Annotated in this window: 17 protein-coding genes and 2 pseudogenes; 18 read left to right on the top strand and 1 reads right to left on the bottom strand. The window is 27.0% G+C overall.

Annotated elements, in window-relative coordinates; all coding sequences use genetic code 11:
* The first annotated feature begins 1 nt into the window (after position 1).
* The 18 genes and pseudogenes from proS to lpxB all read left to right on the top strand — a co-directional run bounded on the left by proS (position 2) and on the right by lpxB (position 18,454).
* Positions 2–1,336, top strand: a complete 1,335-nt coding sequence (gene proS, locus E5R92_RS01475; RefSeq protein WP_168606346.1) for a proline--tRNA ligase — start codon at positions 2–4, stop codon at positions 1,334–1,336.
* A complete protein-coding gene (locus E5R92_RS01470; RefSeq protein WP_168606345.1) occupies positions 1,333–2,565 on the top strand; it encodes an FtsX-like permease family protein in 1,233 nt (410 codons plus the stop codon). The genes proS and E5R92_RS01470 overlap by 4 nt, the downstream gene beginning before the upstream one ends.
* A complete protein-coding gene (locus tag E5R92_RS01465; RefSeq protein WP_168606344.1) occupies positions 2,558–3,244 on the top strand; it encodes an ABC transporter ATP-binding protein in 687 nt (228 codons plus the stop codon). The genes E5R92_RS01470 and E5R92_RS01465 overlap by 8 nt, the downstream gene beginning before the upstream one ends.
* A complete protein-coding gene (gene dnaE, locus E5R92_RS01460; RefSeq protein WP_168606343.1) occupies positions 3,228–6,644 on the top strand; it encodes a DNA polymerase III subunit alpha in 3,417 nt (1,138 codons plus the stop codon). The genes E5R92_RS01465 and dnaE overlap by 17 nt, the downstream gene beginning before the upstream one ends.
* A 129-nt stretch (positions 6,645–6,773) precedes the next feature.
* Positions 6,774–7,594, top strand: a pseudogene (gene rpsB, locus E5R92_RS07590) (30S ribosomal protein S2).
* Between the two features lies 1 nt (position 7,595).
* Positions 7,596–8,447, top strand: coding sequence for a translation elongation factor Ts (gene tsf, locus E5R92_RS01450; RefSeq protein ID WP_168606342.1), 852 nt, complete (start codon positions 7,596–7,598; stop codon positions 8,445–8,447).
* Positions 8,448–8,999, top strand: coding sequence for a ribosome recycling factor (gene frr, locus E5R92_RS01445; protein ID WP_168606341.1), 552 nt, complete (start codon positions 8,448–8,450; stop codon positions 8,997–8,999).
* Positions 8,996–9,673 carry a polyprenyl diphosphate synthase gene (gene uppS, locus E5R92_RS01440; RefSeq protein WP_168606340.1) on the top strand — a complete coding sequence of 226 codons (678 nt, stop codon included), beginning with the start codon at positions 8,996–8,998 and terminating at the stop codon, positions 9,671–9,673. Before frr ends, uppS begins: the two co-directional genes overlap by 4 nt.
* The gene (locus tag E5R92_RS01435) at positions 9,673–10,335 is read left to right on the top strand and encodes a phosphatidate cytidylyltransferase (RefSeq protein ID WP_168606339.1); all 663 of its coding nucleotides are present in this window, start codon (positions 9,673–9,675) and stop codon (positions 10,333–10,335) included. Before uppS ends, E5R92_RS01435 begins: the two co-directional genes overlap by 1 nt.
* A 1-nt stretch (position 10,336) precedes the next feature.
* Positions 10,337–11,503, top strand: coding sequence for a 1-deoxy-D-xylulose-5-phosphate reductoisomerase (locus E5R92_RS01430; protein WP_168606338.1), 1,167 nt, complete (start codon positions 10,337–10,339; stop codon positions 11,501–11,503).
* Between the two features lie 7 nt (positions 11,504–11,510).
* Positions 11,511–11,855: a POTRA domain-containing protein gene (locus E5R92_RS07440; RefSeq protein WP_229704549.1), complete on the top strand. Its 345-nt coding sequence runs from the start codon at positions 11,511–11,513 to the stop codon at positions 11,853–11,855.
* A gap of 8 nt (positions 11,856–11,863) precedes the next feature.
* A pseudogene (gene bamA / locus E5R92_RS01425) lies at positions 11,864–13,747 on the top strand (outer membrane protein assembly factor BamA); the annotation flags it as partial.
* Complete coding sequence (locus tag E5R92_RS01420; protein ID WP_229704548.1) at positions 13,747–14,268, top strand: OmpH/Skp family outer membrane protein; 522 nt, start codon at positions 13,747–13,749, stop codon at positions 14,266–14,268. The pseudogene bamA and the gene E5R92_RS01420, both read left to right, overlap by 1 nt.
* On the top strand, positions 14,269–14,721 hold the full coding sequence (fabZ, locus tag E5R92_RS01415) for a 3-hydroxyacyl-ACP dehydratase FabZ (protein ID WP_174823068.1): 453 nt from the start codon (positions 14,269–14,271) through the stop codon (positions 14,719–14,721). It abuts the gene before it with no gap.
* 53 nt (positions 14,722–14,774) lie between these two features.
* Positions 14,775–15,755: a UDP-3-O-(3-hydroxymyristoyl)glucosamine N-acyltransferase gene (gene lpxD / locus E5R92_RS01410; RefSeq protein WP_168606337.1), complete on the top strand. Its 981-nt coding sequence runs from the start codon at positions 14,775–14,777 to the stop codon at positions 15,753–15,755.
* The gene (lpxA, locus tag E5R92_RS01405; RefSeq protein ID WP_168606336.1) at positions 15,752–16,534 is read left to right on the top strand and encodes an acyl-ACP--UDP-N-acetylglucosamine O-acyltransferase; all 783 of its coding nucleotides are present in this window, start codon (positions 15,752–15,754) and stop codon (positions 16,532–16,534) included. Before lpxD ends, lpxA begins: the two co-directional genes overlap by 4 nt.
* 1 nt (position 16,535) lies before the next feature.
* Positions 16,536–17,321 carry a UDP-2,3-diacylglucosamine diphosphatase LpxI domain-containing protein gene (gene lpxI / locus E5R92_RS01400; protein ID WP_168606335.1) on the top strand — a complete coding sequence of 262 codons (786 nt, stop codon included), beginning with the start codon at positions 16,536–16,538 and terminating at the stop codon, positions 17,319–17,321.
* Positions 17,318–18,454, top strand: coding sequence for a lipid-A-disaccharide synthase (gene lpxB / locus E5R92_RS01395; protein ID WP_168606334.1), 1,137 nt, complete (start codon positions 17,318–17,320; stop codon positions 18,452–18,454). Before lpxI ends, lpxB begins: the two co-directional genes overlap by 4 nt.
* Here the strand turns inward: lpxB and gltX are convergent.
* Positions 18,431–19,831, bottom strand: a complete 1,401-nt coding sequence (gene gltX, locus E5R92_RS01390) for a glutamate--tRNA ligase (protein ID WP_168606333.1) — start codon at positions 19,829–19,831, stop codon at positions 18,431–18,433. The two genes, lpxB and gltX, sit on opposite strands and share 24 nt — an antisense overlap.
* Positions 19,832–19,835 lie beyond the last annotated feature (4 nt).

The following is a 19,835-nucleotide window of genomic DNA, read 5'->3' as shown; positions in this document are numbered from 1 at the left end:
AATGTACATTTCAAAATCATTCATACCAATATTAAAAAACAACCCATCAGAAGCAAAAATTAAATCACACCAGTTAATGCTAAGAGTTGGTATGATTAAGCAATCTTCTGCGGGTATTTATTCATGGCTTCCTTTAGGTTTTAAAGTGATGAAAAAAATTGAACAAATAGTTAGAGAAGAACAGAACAAAATTGGTGCTCAAGAAATACTTATGCCAACTATCCAACCTAGTGATATTTGGAAAGAAAGTGGTCGTTATGATGATTATGGAGATGAAATGCTTCGTATTAAAGATAGACAAGGTAGAGAGATGCTTTATGGACCAACAAATGAAGAGCTGGTTACCGATATATTTAGATCAAGTGTTAAATCTTATAAATCATTACCTCAATTACTGTACCACATACAATGGAAATTTAGAGACGAAGTTAGACCGAGATTTGGAATTATGAGAGGTAGAGAATTTTATATGAAGGATGCATATTCGTTTGATGTAAATGATGAAGATGCTGCTTTCTCATATGATAAATTCTTTTTTTCATATTTAAAAACATTTAAAAGATTGGAACTTTCAGCAATACCAATGGCAGCTAATACGGGACCAATTGGTGGAAACCTTTCTCATGAATTTATTATTTTAGCAGACACTGGTGAAAGTAAAATTTTTACTGATAAAAGAGTTTTTGATTTAGACAGTGAGAAATCTGTAATGGATAGACAATCTTTACAAGACCTAAGAAAAAAATATGAACAATATTACGCTGTAGCTGATGAAAAATTTAATAAAGATGAATTTGAAGAAAAAGTTTCAGAAGAAAATAGACTTATTACAAAAGGTATAGAAGTAGGTCACATTTTTTATTTTGGAGACAAGTACTCAAAAGCTTTAAATGCAACTGTAGATCTTCCGGGTGGTAAAAAAGATTTTGTTAAAATGGGATCGTATGGAATTGGTGTATCAAGACTAGTTGGTGCAATTATAGAAGCAAAATATGATGAAAAAGAAGAAATAATGAAATGGCCATTCTCTGTGGCACCATATGAGCTTGCCATAATACCAATGATTAATAAAAATGACACATCGGCATTAGACAAAGCAAATAAACTTTTTAAACATTTTGAAAGTAAAAATATTGACGCAATTATTGATGATATGGATGAAAATCTTTCATCAAAAATTAAAAAATTTAATTTGATAGGTGTACCTTATCAAGTAATTTTAGGAAAAAAATCAGATGGTGATTTATTAGAGTTTAAAGAAATTGGAAAAGATCCTAAAAGTTTAACCATAGATCAAATAACTCAAATTTTAACTGAACAAAAATTAAAAAATTGATTTCTGTATTAGAAAAAGAAATTACACTTAGATATCTAAAAACCAGAAAAAAAGATGGTTTTTTAAATATAATTTCTATTTTTTCATTTATTGGAATTAGCTTAGGAGTTGCAGTGTTAATTATTGTGATGTCTGTTATGAATGGCTTTAGAACCGAGTTAATTAATAAGATTGTAGGATTTAATGCTCATGTTACCGTTAAGCCATATGAGAGTCCTATTAGTCTAGAACAATTAGATAATGAAAATTTAAAATTAATTTCAGAAGAATTAATACTTAGTAATACTGGTGAGGCAATTGTCATTAGCAAAGACTACACTAAAGGCCTAATTTTAAGAGGTTACAGCAGTGAAAACTTTCTAAAACTTGATGTTGTAAAAAAAGGAAACTTAATTGGTAAATCAAACCAATTATCAAAGAATTCGATATCAATAGGTAAAGAATTAAGTTTTAATTTAGATCTTGGTGTGGGTGATAAAGTATCAATTATGTCTCCAGTAGGCATAGAAACGATTATAGGAAGCCTACCTAGACAAGAAACTTTTATTATTAGTTCAATCTTTGATAGTGGTTTAGCTGATTTTGATGCCAACATAGCCTTCATAAATTTAAACACGCTGGAAAACTTTTTTAATCTTAAAAAAGAAAAGCGTAACCTAGAAATTTACTTGAATAAACCATCTAATATTGAAGAAGAAAAAAATAAAATTCAAAAAATATTCAAAAATGAATTTGTTTATAGTTGGGCTGATATGAATGGTTCATTGTTTTCAGCATTAAAGGTTGAAAGAAATGTAATGTTTATAATCTTATCTTTAATTATTATAGTGGCTGCTTTTAATATTATTTCTGGGCTTACAATTCTGGTTAAAAATAAAACAAGAGATATAGCTATACTAAAGTCCATCGGTGTCTTAAATAAATCCATTGTTAAGATATTTTTTCTTGTTGGAGTTATTATTGGAACTACAGCAACATTCTTTGGAATTTTTTTAGGTGTAATATTCTCTTTATATATAGAAAACTTGAGAGAGTTTTTAAGCAGTACATTTAATATTAGTTTGTTTCCTGAAGAAATTTATTTTTTAAGCACAATGCCTTCTGAAATAAACCCAACCTCAATTTTTATTATTTCTCTTTGTTCAATCTTTATAACAATCATTGTTTCAATTTTTCCTGCAATAAAAGCTTCAAAATTAGACCCAGTTAAAGGACTTAAGTATGAATAATTTAATATCACTAAAGAACATATCAAAATCTTTTTCTATCAATCGAAAAATAAATGTTTTAAAAAAAATTAATTATTCTTTTACAAATGGTAAGATTTATTCACTAGTTGGTCCATCTGGATCAGGAAAATCTACATTATTAAATGTTTTATCGATGATAGATAAACCTACTACCGGCTCATTGTCAATTGGCGGTGTACAAGTAAACTTTAACAATAATTCAAAAAATGATAAAATCAGATCAAGTAAAATTGGTATTATTTATCAACAAAATAATTTACTTCCAGATTTTACTGCGTTAGAGAATGTCTATTTAGCTGGTTTAGCTTTAATCAATGACAAAAAAAATTCAATTTATCGAGCAAAAAAAATTATAAAAACAATGGGTCTTTCATCACGTGAGACGCATTTTCCTTCTGAATTATCAGGGGGTGAAATGCAAAGAATTGCAATGGCTAGAGCACTTATTAATGAGCCTGAAATTATATTAGCAGATGAGCCTACTGGCAGTTTAGATCATACTACCGCCAAAGAGGTTTTTAATGTTTTGTATAATTTGAAAAATAAAAACAGAGTAATAATCTATGCAACTCACAATAGATTTTTTGCCAATATGGCTGATTGCAAACTAGAAATGATTGATGGTAATATAAAAACTATCAATGTTAGAACTAAATAGTCAAAACTTTAATCACTTAAAAATTCACACACAGTATTCAATTTGTGAAGGTGCTATTAAAATTGATAATTTAAAAGATTTTTGCAAAGAAAAAAAAATATCTTGTTTGGGTCTATCTGATACATCCAATTTATGTGGTGCATTAGAGTTCGCTGAAAATATTTCTAAAGTTGGAACGCAGCCAATTATTGGCACTCAAATTTACTTTAAATTTGAAGACACAACAGGGTTATTACCCTTGATTGCTCTTAACGAAAATGGATATAAGAGAATTATAGAACTTTCTTCAAGGTCTTACCTTGAAAATGATGCTTTATCTGATCCTCATTTAGATATTAAGGAACTTTTAATTGATACGGAAGGCGTGTCTTTACTTTCTGGAACTATACAAGGTTTATTTGGTAAATTATTTGAAAAAGGTCGTTTTGATGAAATATCGAAATTATATAAGAGCTTATCATCAAAATTTAATGATAACTTTTATTTAGAAATCCAAAGACATGGTGATCAAAATGAAATTGCCTTTGAAAAATTTAACTTAGAACAATCTTTAAAAATTAAAATACCAATTATTGCTACTAATGAAGTTTATTATTTAACACCTGATATGCATGAAGCTCATGATGCGTTAACTTGTATTGGTTCTAAAAGTTATGTTAATGAAAAAAATAGAATTAAATATAGCAACCAGCATTATTTAAAGTCGCATGAAGAAATGTTAAAACTATTTTCAGATCTTCCTGAAGCTTTAGAAAATAACTTCAACTTACCATTTAAATGTAATTTTAGACCGCAATTTTCCAAACCTGTGCTTCCAAATATTAGTTCTGAAAAAGGAGGTAGCGCCGATGAAATACTTAAAAAAGACTCATTAGATGGATTAAGAGAAAAATTTCTTAATGTTTTTAAAATTGAAGAAAATAACTTAGAAGCTGATGATAAATTTTTGAAATATAAAGACAGACTAGATCATGAGTTAAAGATCATAATTGAAATGAAATATCCTAGTTATTTTTTGATTGTTTCTGACTATATTAAATGGGCAAAGAGTAATGACATTCCAGTAGGACCAGGTAGAGGATCTGGGGCAGGCTCACTTGTTGCTTGGTGTTTATCTATTACTGATGTTGATCCAATTAAATTTAATTTAATATTTGAAAGATTTTTAAATCCTGACCGTGTGTCAATGCCTGACTTTGATATAGATTTTTGTGAGGAAAAAAGAGATCTTGTTTTTAAATATTTAACTACAAAATATAAAGACAGTGTTGCCCATATTATTACATTTGGAAAATTAAAAGCAAGAATGGTTATTAGAGATGTTGGTAGAGTATTAGGTTTACCATATGGTTTTGTTGATAGTATTTCAAAAATGATACCTTTTGATCCTTCTAGACCCCAAAGCTTAATTGAATGCATTAATAGCGAACCAAGACTTCAAAAATTAGTTAATGAAGATCCTCGTGTTAAAAAATTAACTGATCTCTCCTTGAAGCTAGAAGGCTTGAATAGAAATGTAGCAACTCATGCAGCAGGTGTTGTAATTGCGGATAGAAAATTAACTGAAGTTGTGCCTTTATATAAAGATACATCTGCAGACTTATTATTACCTTCTACGCAATTTGACATGTACTCAGCAGAAAATGCTGGCTTAATTAAGTTTGATTTTTTAGGATTAAAAACTTTAACGGTAATTAATAGAACGCAAAAATTGATTAATAAAAAAGTTAAAGATTTTAAAATTGAAGATATTGACTTTGATGATCAAAAAGTTTTTGAACTTTTGTCTTCTGGTAATACTGTTGGATTATTTCAGGTTGAGAGCGCTGGTATGCGTGAAGCATTATTGCAGATGAAACCTAACCATATTGAAGATATCATTGCTCTAGTGGCTCTTTATCGTCCAGGACCCATGAGTAACATACCAGTTTATAATGACTGTAAACATGGAAGACAAACACCTGATTATTTGCATCCGTTACTAGAAGATATTTTAAAACCTACATATGGGGTTATTATTTATCAAGAACAGGTGATGCAAATTGCACAAAAACTCTCAGGTTTTACCGCCGGCGAGGCTGATATTTTAAGAAGAGCTATGGGTAAAAAAAAAAGAGCTGAATTAGAAAGACAGAAGCAAGGATTTATTGCTGGTGCTCTTAAAAATGGAATTAGCAAAGATGTTGCAGCAAGTATATTCTTAAAAATCGAACCATTTGCTGAATATGGGTTTAACAAAAGTCATGCAGCTGCTTATGCTATAATCTCCTACCAAACAGCATTTTTAAAAACATATTATCCTAAAGAATTTTTTGCTGCATCCATGACAATGGATATATCAAATCAAAATAAATTAGGTGAATTTCATGAAGAACTTAAAAGAATTAACATTAAAGTTATACGACCTGATATTAACAAGTGTTTTGCAGATTTTCAATTTGATGAAAATAATTTTTATTATGCACTTGGCGGAATTAAAAGTGTTGGTTATGAGGCAATATCAAATGTTATTAAGGAAAGAAAAGAAAATGGTGAATTTAAATCTATTAATGATTTTTTAAATAGAGTTAACCCTAAAGATATTAACAAACTACAATTAGAAGGTTTAGTTAAAGCAGGAGCTTTTGACAATATAGATAATAATAGACAAGCATTATTTAATTCAATTCCAAATTTTATTTTAAAGACAAAAAATATTTATGAAAATAAAGCAACAAATCAAATTGATCTTTTTGGTTCTGATGAAGAACAAGATAATGAAATAGTTCTTAATATCGAAGATTGGAAGTTTGAAGATCGATTATCAAGAGAATTCGAAGCGATTGGTTTTTTTATATCTGACCATCCTTTAAATCAATTTAAAGAAATTTTTGATGACTATAAAATAGTTGATTATGCAAAATTTAATCTAGACGACACCATAAAAGATGCAAACATTGCAGCCACACTTTTAAAAATCACCGAAAGAAAAACTGCAAAAGGTAATTCGTATGGTGTTATTAAGTTTACTGATTTAACCAGTGTTTTTGAGCTCTTTATTTTTTCTGATGTTTTGGAAACAAATAGAGAGGTTTTAGTTGAAGGTAGTTCTTTAATTATAACTTTGATTAAAACCATCTCTAACGATGAGAATAAATCTAAAAGAATAAATGTTCAAAAAATAGCCTCTCTTAAAGATCTCTTTAATAAACCTGTTAATGAAATTGTATTTAATATCAAATCAATTAAAGACATCGATAAAATATCTGATTTAATGGATGAGGAGGGTACAACTGAGGTAACAATAAATATTAACGATAAAAACAATGATATTAGCTTTAAACTTAAAAATAAGCGTCTTATTGATAGGAAAGCTATCAATATCCTCAGAAACAATGATATTTCCACTATTATTCATTAAAAAAGACTTGTTTGTTATATAAATAATTTGTAAATAACTCTTAAATTAAATTAACACGCACACAGTTTGTGGTTTTATACCTCCGGTCCTTAAATGGAAATTACTGTGGTGGCTTAACCGGGAATAAATATGAAAATACCAAGTCTAACTATCCAACAACTATTAGAAGCAGGCGTACACTTAGGTCACAAGACTTTAAGATGGAACCCAAAGATGAAACAATACATTTTTGGCAAAAGAGATTCAATTCACATTATTGATTTGACTCAAACACTAGAGTTAACAAATGTAGCTTTGGAAAAAGTTTATAATACAATAGCTAATAACGGTAAAATTCTTTTTGTATCCACAAAAAAACAAGCATCTGAGGCTATTGCTGAAGTTGCAAAAGAAACTGGACAATATTTTGTAAATTATAGATGGTTAGGTGGAATGTTAACTAACTGGGGAACAATCTCAGGATCAATTAAAAAGATGAAAAATATGAGGCAGATCTTGTTGCAGAAAATAGAGGCTTTACTAAAAAAGAACTATTAAAGATGAGTGTCAAAAAAGATAAATTAGAAAGAGCACTAGGTGGAATTGCAGAAATGAAAAAAGTTCCAGATCTAGTTTTCATTATTGATACTAATTATGAATCTTTAGCTATTGCTGAAGCATCTAAATTAGGTATTCCAATTTGTGCTATACTTGACAGTAATTCTAATCCTGATGGAATTGATTTTCCAATTCCAGGTAATGATGATGCTAGAAGAGCAATTGATCTATATTGTAATTTAGTAAAAGAAACTATTGAAAATGCAAAAAAAGCTGCTCCATCTAAATATGAAGAAAAACCTGATGTCGGTGAGTCAAAAGTAAAAGAAGTTTCTTCAAAAACTATTCAAGAGATCGATAGAGAGAAGTTAGATGCTAAATTTTCAAAAAAAGATAAAGAAAAGTTGAATTAATATGAGTGATTTGGAAAAAGTAAAACAATTACGTGAAGCAACTGGTGCAGGATTTAAAGATTGTAATTTGGCAGTTAAAGAATCTCGTGGTGATTTAGATAAAGCAGTAGAAATCTTAAGAGTTAAAGGAATTTCTAAAGCTTCAAAAAAAATGTCAAGAGATGCTAAGGAAGGTGTTATTGCAACTTCAGGTGATGAAAATAAAATATCTGTTATTGAAATTAATTGTGAAACAGATTTTGTTGCAAAGAATGATGACTTTGTATCCTTTGCCAAGGAATTAAGTGAATTAAATAATAAAAACTCATCTGATTTAGAAAAACTTAATAAATCAAAAATGGCAAATGGTGAAACTGTTAAAGATAGTCTAGTAGCATTAATCGCAAAAATGGGTGAAAAGATAACAGTTGGTAAAGCTAAGACATTTAACCAATCAGGTTCTAAAAATTTTAATTATTTGCACACTGTAGTTAAAGATAATTTATCTAAATTATCAGTTATAGCTTCACTTAAGACTTCAGATGGCAGTGATAATGTTAAAGCTTTTGGTAAACAACTTTCAATGCATATTGCAGCATCAAATCCTTTGGCGCTAAGTTCTGACTTAATTGATAAAGATCTACTTCAAAAAGAACAAGATCTTGTTACAGAAGAGTTAAAAAACTCTGGTAAGCCTGAAGAAATTGCACAAAAAATTAGCTTAGGTAAAATGAATAAATTTAAAGAGGAAAATGCTTTGTTAACACAAGCCTGGGTTATGGAGCCTAAAAAGAAAGTGCAAGATATTGTAAAAGAACTTAATATACCTGACTTAAAGATTAATGATTTTTTTAGAATTAAGATAGGTGAATAAATGTTTAATGAAAAAACATACAGTCAGAAAATGGATAAAACTATTGAGGTCTTTCAAAAAGAATTAACTTCATTAAGAACTGGAAGGGCAAATGCCTCAATGTTAGATCTTGTTAAAGTTGATGTTTATGGTCAAGCGATGCCATTAAACCAAGTTTCAAGCATAACGACTCCTGATGCTAGAACAATCAATATCCAAGTTTGGGACCTAAATAATGTTCCGCTCGTAGATACGGCTATAAAAAAATCAGAATTAGGTTTAAATCCTCAAATTGACGGTCAATTAATTAGGCTACCTGTCCCAGATTTAAATGAAGAGAGAAGAACTGAGATTAAAAAATTGATTAAATCTATGGGTGAAAAGTGTAAAATTTCAATTAGAAATATTAGAAGAGAAGCTAATGATGACTTAAAAAGTTTAGTTAAAGGCAAAGAAATCAGTGAAGATGATGAAAAAATTAATGAAAAATTAGTACAAACATTTACTGACGAACATATTAAAACTATAGATGTTAGAGTTGAAGCCAAAGAAAAAGAAATAATGACAATATGAACCCAGTCAAACATGTTGCCATCATCATGGATGGAAACGGTAGATGGGGCGTTAAACATAAAAAATCCAGAAATGCAGGTCACAGAGCAGGCTTAAATACTGTCGATATAATTATCAACCAGTGCATTCACAATAAAATTCAGGTTTTAACTCTTTATGCTTTCTCTTCAGAAAATTGGAAAAGGCCAAAAAATGAAATCATTTTCTTGTTTAAATTATTAGAAAATTTTTTAAAAAAGAAGATTAATAAGATTATAGAAAAAGATATTAAACTTAAATTTATTGGAGAAATAAATAAATTACCAATAAAACTTCAGAAATTAATAAAACTATCAGAAAAAAAAACCATCAATAAAAAATCATTACAAGTTAATATTGCCTTAAACTATGGTTCTAAAGTTGAGTTAATCAATACTATAAAGAAAATTAAACAAAAAAAAATCAAATTAAATGAAAAAAATATTGATCAGAATTTGTATACAAGACACTTACCTGATCCTGATATGTTAATAAGAACAGGGAATACCCATAGATTAAGCAATTTTTTACTTTGGCAATTATCTTATACTGAGATATTTTTTGAAAAAAAATTATGGCCTGACTTCAAAGGTAAAGATTTTAATAAAATTTTAAATAAATTTAAGAATATTAAAAGAAATTTTGGATCAATTTAATGAACTCAAACCTTAAAAAAAGAATTTTAACTTCAATATTTCTTACTTTTCTTTTAATTGGGATGTTTTTTTATTCTTATATAATGATAGTTTCTTTAATCATTATTGCGATAATATCATGGATTGAATTCTATGCATTAATATCGAAAATTTTAAAAAAAAATATTTTAAAAGATAGAATTTTAAGATTTTTTTATAAAACTTTATCATTATTTTATTTATCAGGATTAGTTTATTTAATTTTTGCTATAGAGTCAGAGTATTCTAATTTCAAAATTTATCTCTTATATTCGGTCTTGGTTGCAATAATGTCAGATATAGGAGGGCTTATTTGTGGACAAATATTTAAAGGAAAAAAACTTACTAAAATTAGTCCCAATAAAACTATTTCAGGATCTATTGGTTCATTAATTTTTTCATTATTTTTGATCCCTTTTTTTTATAAAAGTCAAATTGATCAAAACCTGCTAAGCCTTTTTTTGATAACAATTATTATATCCTTAACATCTCAATTAGGAGATTTATTCATTTCACTCTTAAAACGTAAAGCAAAAGTTAAAGACACTAGTGATTTACTCCCTGGCCATGGAGGTGTTTTAGATAGAATAGATGGAATAATTTTTGCAATTCCACTTGGGATTATTTTGTTTATAGTTATTTGATATGAAGAAAATTGCAATTTTTGGATCAACTGGATCTGTGGGATCATCTTTATTAAGAATTATTAAAGATGACAGAAAAAACTTTAAAATCGAACTACTCGCAGCAAATAAAAACTATAAGAAATTAATAAAACAAGCCAAGTTCTTTAATGTTAAAAATATAATTCTTACTGATTATAATTCTTATTTAATTGCAACCAAACTTTTAAAGAATACTAAAGTTAAAGTTTTTAAAAATTTTGATTCGTTAAATAAAATTTTTGATATAAATAAAAAAATCGATTATACAATGTGTGCTATTTCAGGTTTCCAAGGACTAAGACCCACCTTAGATATAATTAAATTTACCAAAACAATAGCAATTGCAAACAAAGAATCAATTATTTGTGGATGGAATTTGATTAAAAAAGATTTAAATAAGTATAAAACATTTTTTATACCAGTTGATTCTGAACACTTTTCTATTTGGTCATTACTAGATAATAATAAAAATGATAATCTTGAAAAAATCTATATAACTGCCTCTGGTGGTCCTTTTAGAAAACTATCGTTAAAAAAATTTAAAAATATTTCCATTAAAGATGCTTTAAAACATCCTAATTGGTCGATGGGAAAAAAAATTACAATCGATTCTGCTACTATGATGAATAAGGTTTTTGAAATTATAGAAGCAAAAAAGATATTTAATTTAGACTATAGTCAACTTGAAATATTAACTCATCCAAAGTCATATTTACACGCAATAGTAAAGTTTAATAATGGTTTATCAAAACTTTTAGTTCACGATACAAATATGATAATCCCTATTTTTAATTCTATTTATTTTAATACTAATAAAAAACTTAAATCAAAAAACATCGATATAGAAACTTTAAACAATCTAAATCTTAAAAAAATTGATAATATCAGATTTCCAATAATTAAAATTCTTAATAATTTGAGCAATGAAGATTCATTATTTGAGACTATAATTGTTAGCGCAAATGATAAATTAGTAAAACTTTTTTTAAATAATAAAATTAAATTTACTGATATATCAAATATATTGTTAAAAATTTCTAATACTACTGAATTCAAGAAATTTAGATCAATAAAACCAAGAAATATTGAAGAAATTAACAATTTAAGTAATTATGTAAGTTTAAAAATTGACACCATGAGTGTATAAACTCGCTATGTTTAAGATTTTTATTCAATTTATTTTATTATCTATTTTTTTGAATTTTTCTGCATATTCAAAAAATTATGAAAAAATTATCATTAATGGTAATGAAAGAATTTCCAATGAAACAATATTAGTTTTTTCTGAAATTCAAGACAACATTACCTTAGACGAAAATTCTATAAACGAAATTTTAAAGAAATTATATAAATCTGGTTTTTTTAAAGACGTTTCAGTTAAAATTAAAAATGATAACTTAATCATAGAAGTTTTGGAAAACCCGATAATTCAAACTGTCTTTATTGAGGGAATAAAAAAAAAAAGACTAAAGAATCTTTATATGAAGTTTTATCTTTAAAAAATAGATCTTCTTATAACTCAGCGTCAATTAAAAAAGATGAAACTACCATTTTAAACTTTCTTAAAGATGATGGCTTTTACTTCTCTAGTGTTACATCTTCTTATCAAGATTTAGGAGAAAATAAAATTGATCTTCTATATCAAATTGATCTTGGTGAAAAATCTAAAATTTCAAAAATTTCTTTCATTGGTGATAAAAAATTTAAAGATAGTACATTAAAAAATATTATTATTAGTGAAGAATTCAGATTTTGGAAGTTTCTCTCTGGTAAAAAATATTTAAATGAAAATTTAATTAATTACGACAAAAAACTATTGGATAATTTTTATAAAAACAAGGGTTTTTATAATGTTGTAATAGAGTCATCTTTTGCCAATTATCTAGGCAATGATGAGTTTGAAATAATTTATAATATTTCATCTGGTGAAAAATTTTATTTTAATGAATTTGATCTTAACCTTCCCATTGACTATGAGCGTGCTAATTTTTCACAATTAGATAAAATTTTCAAAGATCTTAAGGGAGAAAATTATTCTCTAAATTCGATTGATAAGATTTTAAAAGAAATTGATAAAATTGTTCTAAATGAACAATTTGAGTTTTTAAATTCTACAGTTAATGAAAGTATTGAAAATAATTTAATTAATCTTACATTTGATATTGCTGAGTCAGAAAAGTTTTATGTTGGAAAAATTAACATACTTGGTAACAATATTACACGCGAAGAAGTAATTCGAAATAACCTCTTAGTTGATGAGGGTGATGCTTTTAATGAGTTACTTCAAACTAGAACTTTAAATAATTTAAAATCACTTAATTTTTTCAGTAAAGTTGAATCAGAAATTTTGGATATAGAGAATGAAAATAAGAAAATAATTAATATTACTGTTGAAGAAAAACCCACAGGGGAAATCATGGCAGGTGCTGGTGTTGGTACAAACGGAGGAACTCTTGCTTTTGGTGTATCGGAAAACAATTTTCTTGGAAGAGGTATAGAATTCTCCTCTGATGTTATGCTTAGTGCAGAAAGTTTAAAAGGATTAATTTCACTAAATAACCCTAATTATAAAGGTTCTAATAGATCATTAATTGCTTCATTAGAAAGTACTATTACTGATCGTCTTAAAAATTTTGGATATAAATCAAACAAAACTGGAATTTCTATTGGGAGTGGTTTTGAATTTTATGATGATCTATTCTGGAATACAGGAATTTCTTCTTATGTCGAAAAACTAGATACAGATGGCACAGCCTCTGCTAGTATGAAAAAACAAGAAGGGTCTTACTTTGATACTTTTTTTAATCAAACTTTTAGTTATGACAAAAGAAATCAAAGATACAAAACGTCAGATGGTTATATTAGTAGGCTTACACAAAATATCCCATTAATTAGTGAAAGTTATACTTTAACAAATGCTTATGATTATAAATTATACAATGAGTGGTTAAATGAAAATATTTTTTCTATTGGTTTTTTTGGTACAACTACAAATTCTTTAAGTGGCAAAGATGTTAAACTTTCTGATAGATTGTATTTACCGCAAAGTAAGCTTAGAGGATTTGAATCCGGAAAAGTTGGTCCAAAAGATGGTGCTGATTATATTGGTGGAAATTATGCAGCTTCCGTTAATGTAGCAACAAGTCTTTCTCAAATATTACCAAATTCACAAAATACAGATGTTTCTATTTTTTTTGATGCAGGAAATGTTTGGGGCATAGATTATAGCTCATCTTTGAGTGATGAAAGTAAAATTAGATCATCAGTGGGTATTGCTGTAGACTTTTTTACGCCTATTGGCCCTTTAAATTTTTCTTTATCAGAGGCAATTACCAAGGGTAAAAATGATATAACAGAATCTTTTAGATTTAATCTTGGCACCACTTTCTAGTGAAAATTTTTTTTACATCATTCCTAGTTTTATTATTATTTTTTATTAATCCAGTTATTTCTGAACAAAAAATAGCAATCATTAATATGGATAAAGTTATTTCAACTTCTAATTTAGGTATCTCAATTCTAAAGCAACTAAATGATGTCAAAAACAAGAATTCAAATTTTTTAAAAAAAGAGGAAAAAAAATTTCAAGAAAAAGAAGTAAAATTAATTTCTCAAAAAAATATTTTATCAGAAACTGATTTTAAAAACAAAGTAGATAAATTGAAAAATGAAATTATCAACTATAATAAGATTAGAAATAAAATGGTTTCAGATTTTAATAAATTAAAGCTGGACAATACGAATAATCTTTTGAAATTAATTAACCCAATTTTAATTGATTACTTAAATGAAAAAAAAATATCTATTATTTTACAAAAAAAAGATTTAGTTGCTGCTAAGACTGAACTTGATATTACAGATGAAATCATTAAGATTATAAACACAGAGATTAAAGAATTTAAAATTAAATAAATGACAAAAAAAATCCTTAATAAAAAACAAATTTCAAATTTACTTCCTCATAGGGAGCCAATGCTATTAATTGATGAGCTTCATGATATTGAAAAATTGTCTTCAGCTACAGCTATTGTTTATGTTAAAAAAGATAGTTTTTTTGTACAAGGTCATTTTCCAGATAATCCTGTTATGCCAGGTGTTTTAATAGTTGAAGCTTTTGGTCAAGCTGCAGCAGCATTAACAGCTCATGGTTTAGATAAAGAAACATATGATAATAAATTAGTATTTTTAATGGGTGTAGAAAAAGCAAGATTTAGAAGCCCCGTTATACCTGATTGTAAATTAGAATTAAAGATTCAAGCTATCAGAACACATGGTAGGGTTTGGAAGTACAAAGGAGATGCCTTTGTTGATGGAAAAAAAATGGCTGACGCTCAATGGTCAGCTACTATTGTCGATAAGAAATAATCAGCAACAAATCTTGATAACACAGGTTAATTTGCTTTGGTAAAAAGGTTTTGATGATTAATCCTTTTTTTAAAAATAATGGCCCTTTTAAAATTTCAGATATTTTACAATTAATAAATCTTGATAATTTTAAAATTACCAATGATCAAAAAATAATTGATATCAAAGATTTATTTACGTCACAAAAAAATGAAATTACTTTTTTTCATTCTAAAAAATACAAAAATATTGCAAATAATACCAAAGCTTCTTTTTGTATAACAACTGATATTTTAAAGAAAGAATTACCTAAAAGTTGCATACCATTAGTGGTAGAGAACGTTTTAGTTTCAACTTCTAAAATTACATCAAAATTTTACTCTAGTTCAATTAACGATAATTTTGATTATACAGCTAGAGATATAACTGAAACAAAATATAAAGATAAAGTTGAATATGGAAAAAATGTTTTAATTGGTGATAATGTTACACTTGGTTCTAACTGTTTAATAGGTCATAATACTATTATTGAACAAAATGTTTCAATTGGAGATAATTGCTCAATAGGATCAAATGTTATCATAAGAAATACATTAATTGATAACAATGTTAAAGTTTTAGATAATTGTGTTATTGGCAAACATGGTTTTGGTTTTTTTCCTATTAATGAAAAAAATTTAAGATATCCACATATTGGAATTGTTATAATTGGAGAAAATTCTGAGATTGGATGTGGCTGTACTATTGACAGAGGGTCTATGTCAAACACTGTAATTGGTAAAAATACATTTTTAGATAATCAAATTCATATTGCTCATAATGTTAAAATTGGTAAAAATTCAATTATAGCTGGACAAGTAGGAATTGCTGGTAGCTCCATCCTTGGTAATAATGTTCGAATTGGTGGTCAGGCTGGTATTTCTGGTCATTTAACAATTGGAAATAATGTAGAAATAGCTGGTGGTAGTGGAGTGATAAAAAATATTTCAGACAACTCAAAAGTGATGGGATATCCAGCAAAAAATATCAGAGATTTTTTAAAGGATAATAAATGATACACAAAACAGCAATTATAGATCCCAAAGCAAAAATCAGTACTAATGTTAATATTGGTGCTTACACTATAATAGGTCCCAATGTTGAAATAGCAGAAAATTCTGTAATTCAATCTCATGTAAGTATCGTGGGGTATACTAAAATTGGAAAAAACAATAAGATTTACTCATTTGCATCAATTGGAAATGATCCTCAAGATTTAAAATTTAGTGGTGAACAAACAAATCTTGAAATAGGTGATGATAATAAAATTAGAGAATATGTAACTATTAACCCTGGTACCGAGGGTGGTGGAGGATTAACTAAAGTAGGAAATAACTGTTTATTTATGGTTTCCTCACACATAGCGCATGATTGTTTAGTTGAAGATAATGTTATTTTAGCAAACAATGTTCCTTTAGGAGGACATGCACATATAGAAAGTAATGTTATAATTGGAGGTAACTCAGCTGTACAGCAATTCACTAGAGTTGGAAAATCAGCAATGATAGGAGGAATGTGTGGTGTTGTAAGAGATGTCATACCGTATGGTATAGCCCATGGTAATCGAAGCATACTACAAGGATTAAATTTAATAGGTTTAAGAAGAAAAAATATTCCAAATAAAGAAATTATGAATCTAAGTGAAGCATATAAAGAAATTTTTAAGGATGAGAATTTAACTCAAAATCTGATTAATCTAGATCAAGATTTTAAAAAGAATGAACTTGTATTAGAAGTAGTCAATTTTTTAGAAAAAGATAAAAAAAGACCTATTTGCACACCATATTCAAAATAAAATGATTGGACTATTTTTAGGAGATACTGATTTTTCAGATGCTGTTCTAAAAAAAATAAAAAGATTAAATAAAAAATATTTTATTATTGATTTTTCAAAAAATAATAAATTTAAAAAAGATATAAACTCTCATCGAATAAGCATTGGTATGTTTGGGAAAATAATACATTTAATTAAAGAAAAAAAATCAAAAAAAGTTTTATTTGCAGGTAAAATTACAAAACCAAAATTTTCTACGTTAAGATTAGATCTTAAGGGTGTCTATTATATGCCTAGTATCATTAGAGCAGCAAAATTAGGTGATGCAGCAATTATAAAAGCTATAATTAAAATTTTATATAATGAAAATATAAATGTTATTAGTTCTATCTTTTTTAATCCTGAATTAACTGTTAAAAGTGGAAACTATACTAAACTAAAACCTAATATGAGTGATAACAGTTCTATTAAAAAAGGAATTAATTACTTTAATAAATTAAATAGCTTAGATCACATACAAGCAGTGATTGTTAAAAATAACACTATTTTATCAATTGAAGACCGGCAGGGAACAAAGAAAATGTTATCAAAATTAAAGAAAAAATCTGAAGGAATATTGATTAAGTTACCTAAAGTAAAACAAGATCTTAGAATGGATTTACCAACTATTGGTCTTCAAACTCTAAAAGATTGTAAAAAATATGGCTTAAAAGGAATAGTTTTAAAATCTAAAAAAAATATATTCCTAGATAAGGCCAAATGTATAACCTTTGCTAATAAAAATAAGATCTTTATTAAGGTTATATGAAAAAAATTTTTATTTTAACAGGTGAACCCTCTGGTGATAAATTAGCCTCGACAGTTATATTAAAACTTAAGATAGATAATCCAGATATTGATTATTTATCAGTAGGTGGAACACATATTAAAAAATTAGGAATTCAATCTATCTTTGACCTGAAAGAGATTACATATCTAGGTTTTACTAGCGTACTATTTAATGTATTCAAAATTAGAAAAAAAATTAACATAACTGTTGATGAGATTATAAAATTTAATCCTGATATCTTGTTTAGTGTTGATAGTCCTGATTTTACACTAAGAGTTGCTGAAAAGGTAAAAAAGATTAATAACAACATAAAGACAATCCATTATGTTGCCCCTCAGGTGTGGGTTTGGAGAAAAAATAGAGTTAAAAAAATTAAAAAGTTTATTGATCATGTGCTTTTATTATTTAACTTTGAAAAAAAATATTTTGATGAAGAAAATATTAAGAATACTTTTGTTGGTCATCCTTTAATTGAAAAAAAAGACAATGTTATAACAACATTAGATAATTTAATCTCTAAAGATAAAAAAATTATATCTTTATTTCCAGGTAGTAGAAATTCAGAAACAAATGTTCTTTTGCCAATTTTATTTAATTTTATTAAATTGATGAATAAAAAAAATCTTGATTATTCATTTGTTTTTCATGCAACAGATGAAAATAAAGAATTTATAATCAATAAGGTAAAAAATATTAATTTAGATAATATTGATGTTATTTCAGATGAAAATATAAAATATCAGGTTTTATCTAATTCAATTTTTGCAGTCTCTAAATCTGGAACAATTTCACTTCAAATCTCTAGTGCCAATATTCCTTCAATAATTATTTATAAATTAAGTTTTATAAATTTTATGATATTTAAATTATTAGTTAATGTTAAGTTTGCAAATATTATTAATATTATTAATGACAAAGAAGTAATTCCAGAATTATTACAAAAAGAATGTAATGCTGAAGAAATATATAAAACAGTAACTTATTTTCTTAAAAATCCAGAGTTGATTGAAAAACAATTAGCTGAGTGTGAAAAAACCTTAGAGGGTATTAAGTCAAAATCTTCTTCATCTAGTGAAGCAGCTCTAATTTTAAATAACTATCTTATTCCCTAATCTTTTTTCTACCTCTTCTTTCCCCAAAGAAATTATTATATCATATAAACCAGGACCAAATTTCGATCCAGTTAAAGCAACTCTTAGTGGTTGACCTACACCTTTAAAATTAGTTTCATATTTTTTTATTAAGTTATTAACTACGGGTTCAAGTGTTTCTTTGCTTACTGATTTGATTGAAATTATTTTTTCTTTGAATTCTTTAATTATATTTTTTGCTTTATCATCAATTAATTCTAAATCTTTATCTTCAAATTTTACCTCATCAAAAATTATATATTTAGCGTTATTAAATATGTCTTCTAATGTTTTTGCTTTATTCTTGAGAAAAGTTAATGAGGGTTTAATTTTAGTCTCTTTTTCAGGTTTAATTTTTTCTTTATAAATTTCGCAATATCTTACGAGATGATCGTAAAGTTCTTTTTCATCAATTGTTTTAATATAATGTTCATTCATTGATAATATTCTACTCATATCTAGCTTTGATGGAGATTTACCAATTCCTTCTAAATTAAAGCACTTAATGCTTTCTTCTAGCGTAAATATTTCCTTATCTTGATAAGACCAGCCTAACCTTAATAAGTAATTTCTTAAAGCATCAGGCATTATTCCTATCTTAGAATAGTCATCTAATGTCGATGCATTATCTCTTTTTGATAGTTTCTTTCCTTCAATAGTATGAATCAATGGAATGTGAGCAAATAAAGGAACTTGCCATTTCATAGCCAAATATATTTGCATTTGCTTAAATGTATTAATTTTATGATCGTCACCCCTAATTATATGAGTCATGTTCATTTGATGATCATCTACAGTCGCTGAAAGATTGTATGTTGGTGTTCCATCATTTCTTAAAATTATAAAATCTTCTATTGTAATATTTTCTATTTCGACATCTCCTTGTACCAAATCTTTTAATACTGAAGTTCCTTCAATTTTACTTTTAAATCTAATTACTGGTTTGATATCTTTAGGAGCATCAGATTCTGGTAGGTCTCTCCATTTTCTATTGTAAACATAGGGAAGTTTTTTTTGTCTTGCTCTTTTTTTTTGCTCTTCTATTTCCTCATTTGAACAATAACATTTATAAGCATGTCCATTTTTAATTAGTTCATTAGCGACATTTATATGATCACTAATTTTGGTTGATTGAATGTATTCATCACCATCATGTTCAATGCCAATCCATTTTAAAGACTTAATAATTTGAATCTTATGTTCATCTTTAGATCTCTCTTTATCAGTATCTTCAATTCTAAGATGAAATGTTCCTTTTTGATTTTTTGAATACAGCCAATTAAATAAAGCAGTTCTTATACCACCAATATGTAAAGCTCCAGTAGGTGAGGGAGCAAATCTTGTTGCTACTTTTGACATCAAT

It is taken from the genome of Candidatus Pelagibacter giovannonii, assembly GCF_012276695.1.
Taxonomy (GTDB): Bacteria; Pseudomonadota; Alphaproteobacteria; order Pelagibacterales; family Pelagibacteraceae; genus Pelagibacter; species Pelagibacter giovannonii.
The sequence above is the reverse complement of the archived record's forward strand: the minus strand, read 5'-3'. Positions and strand labels throughout refer to the sequence as shown.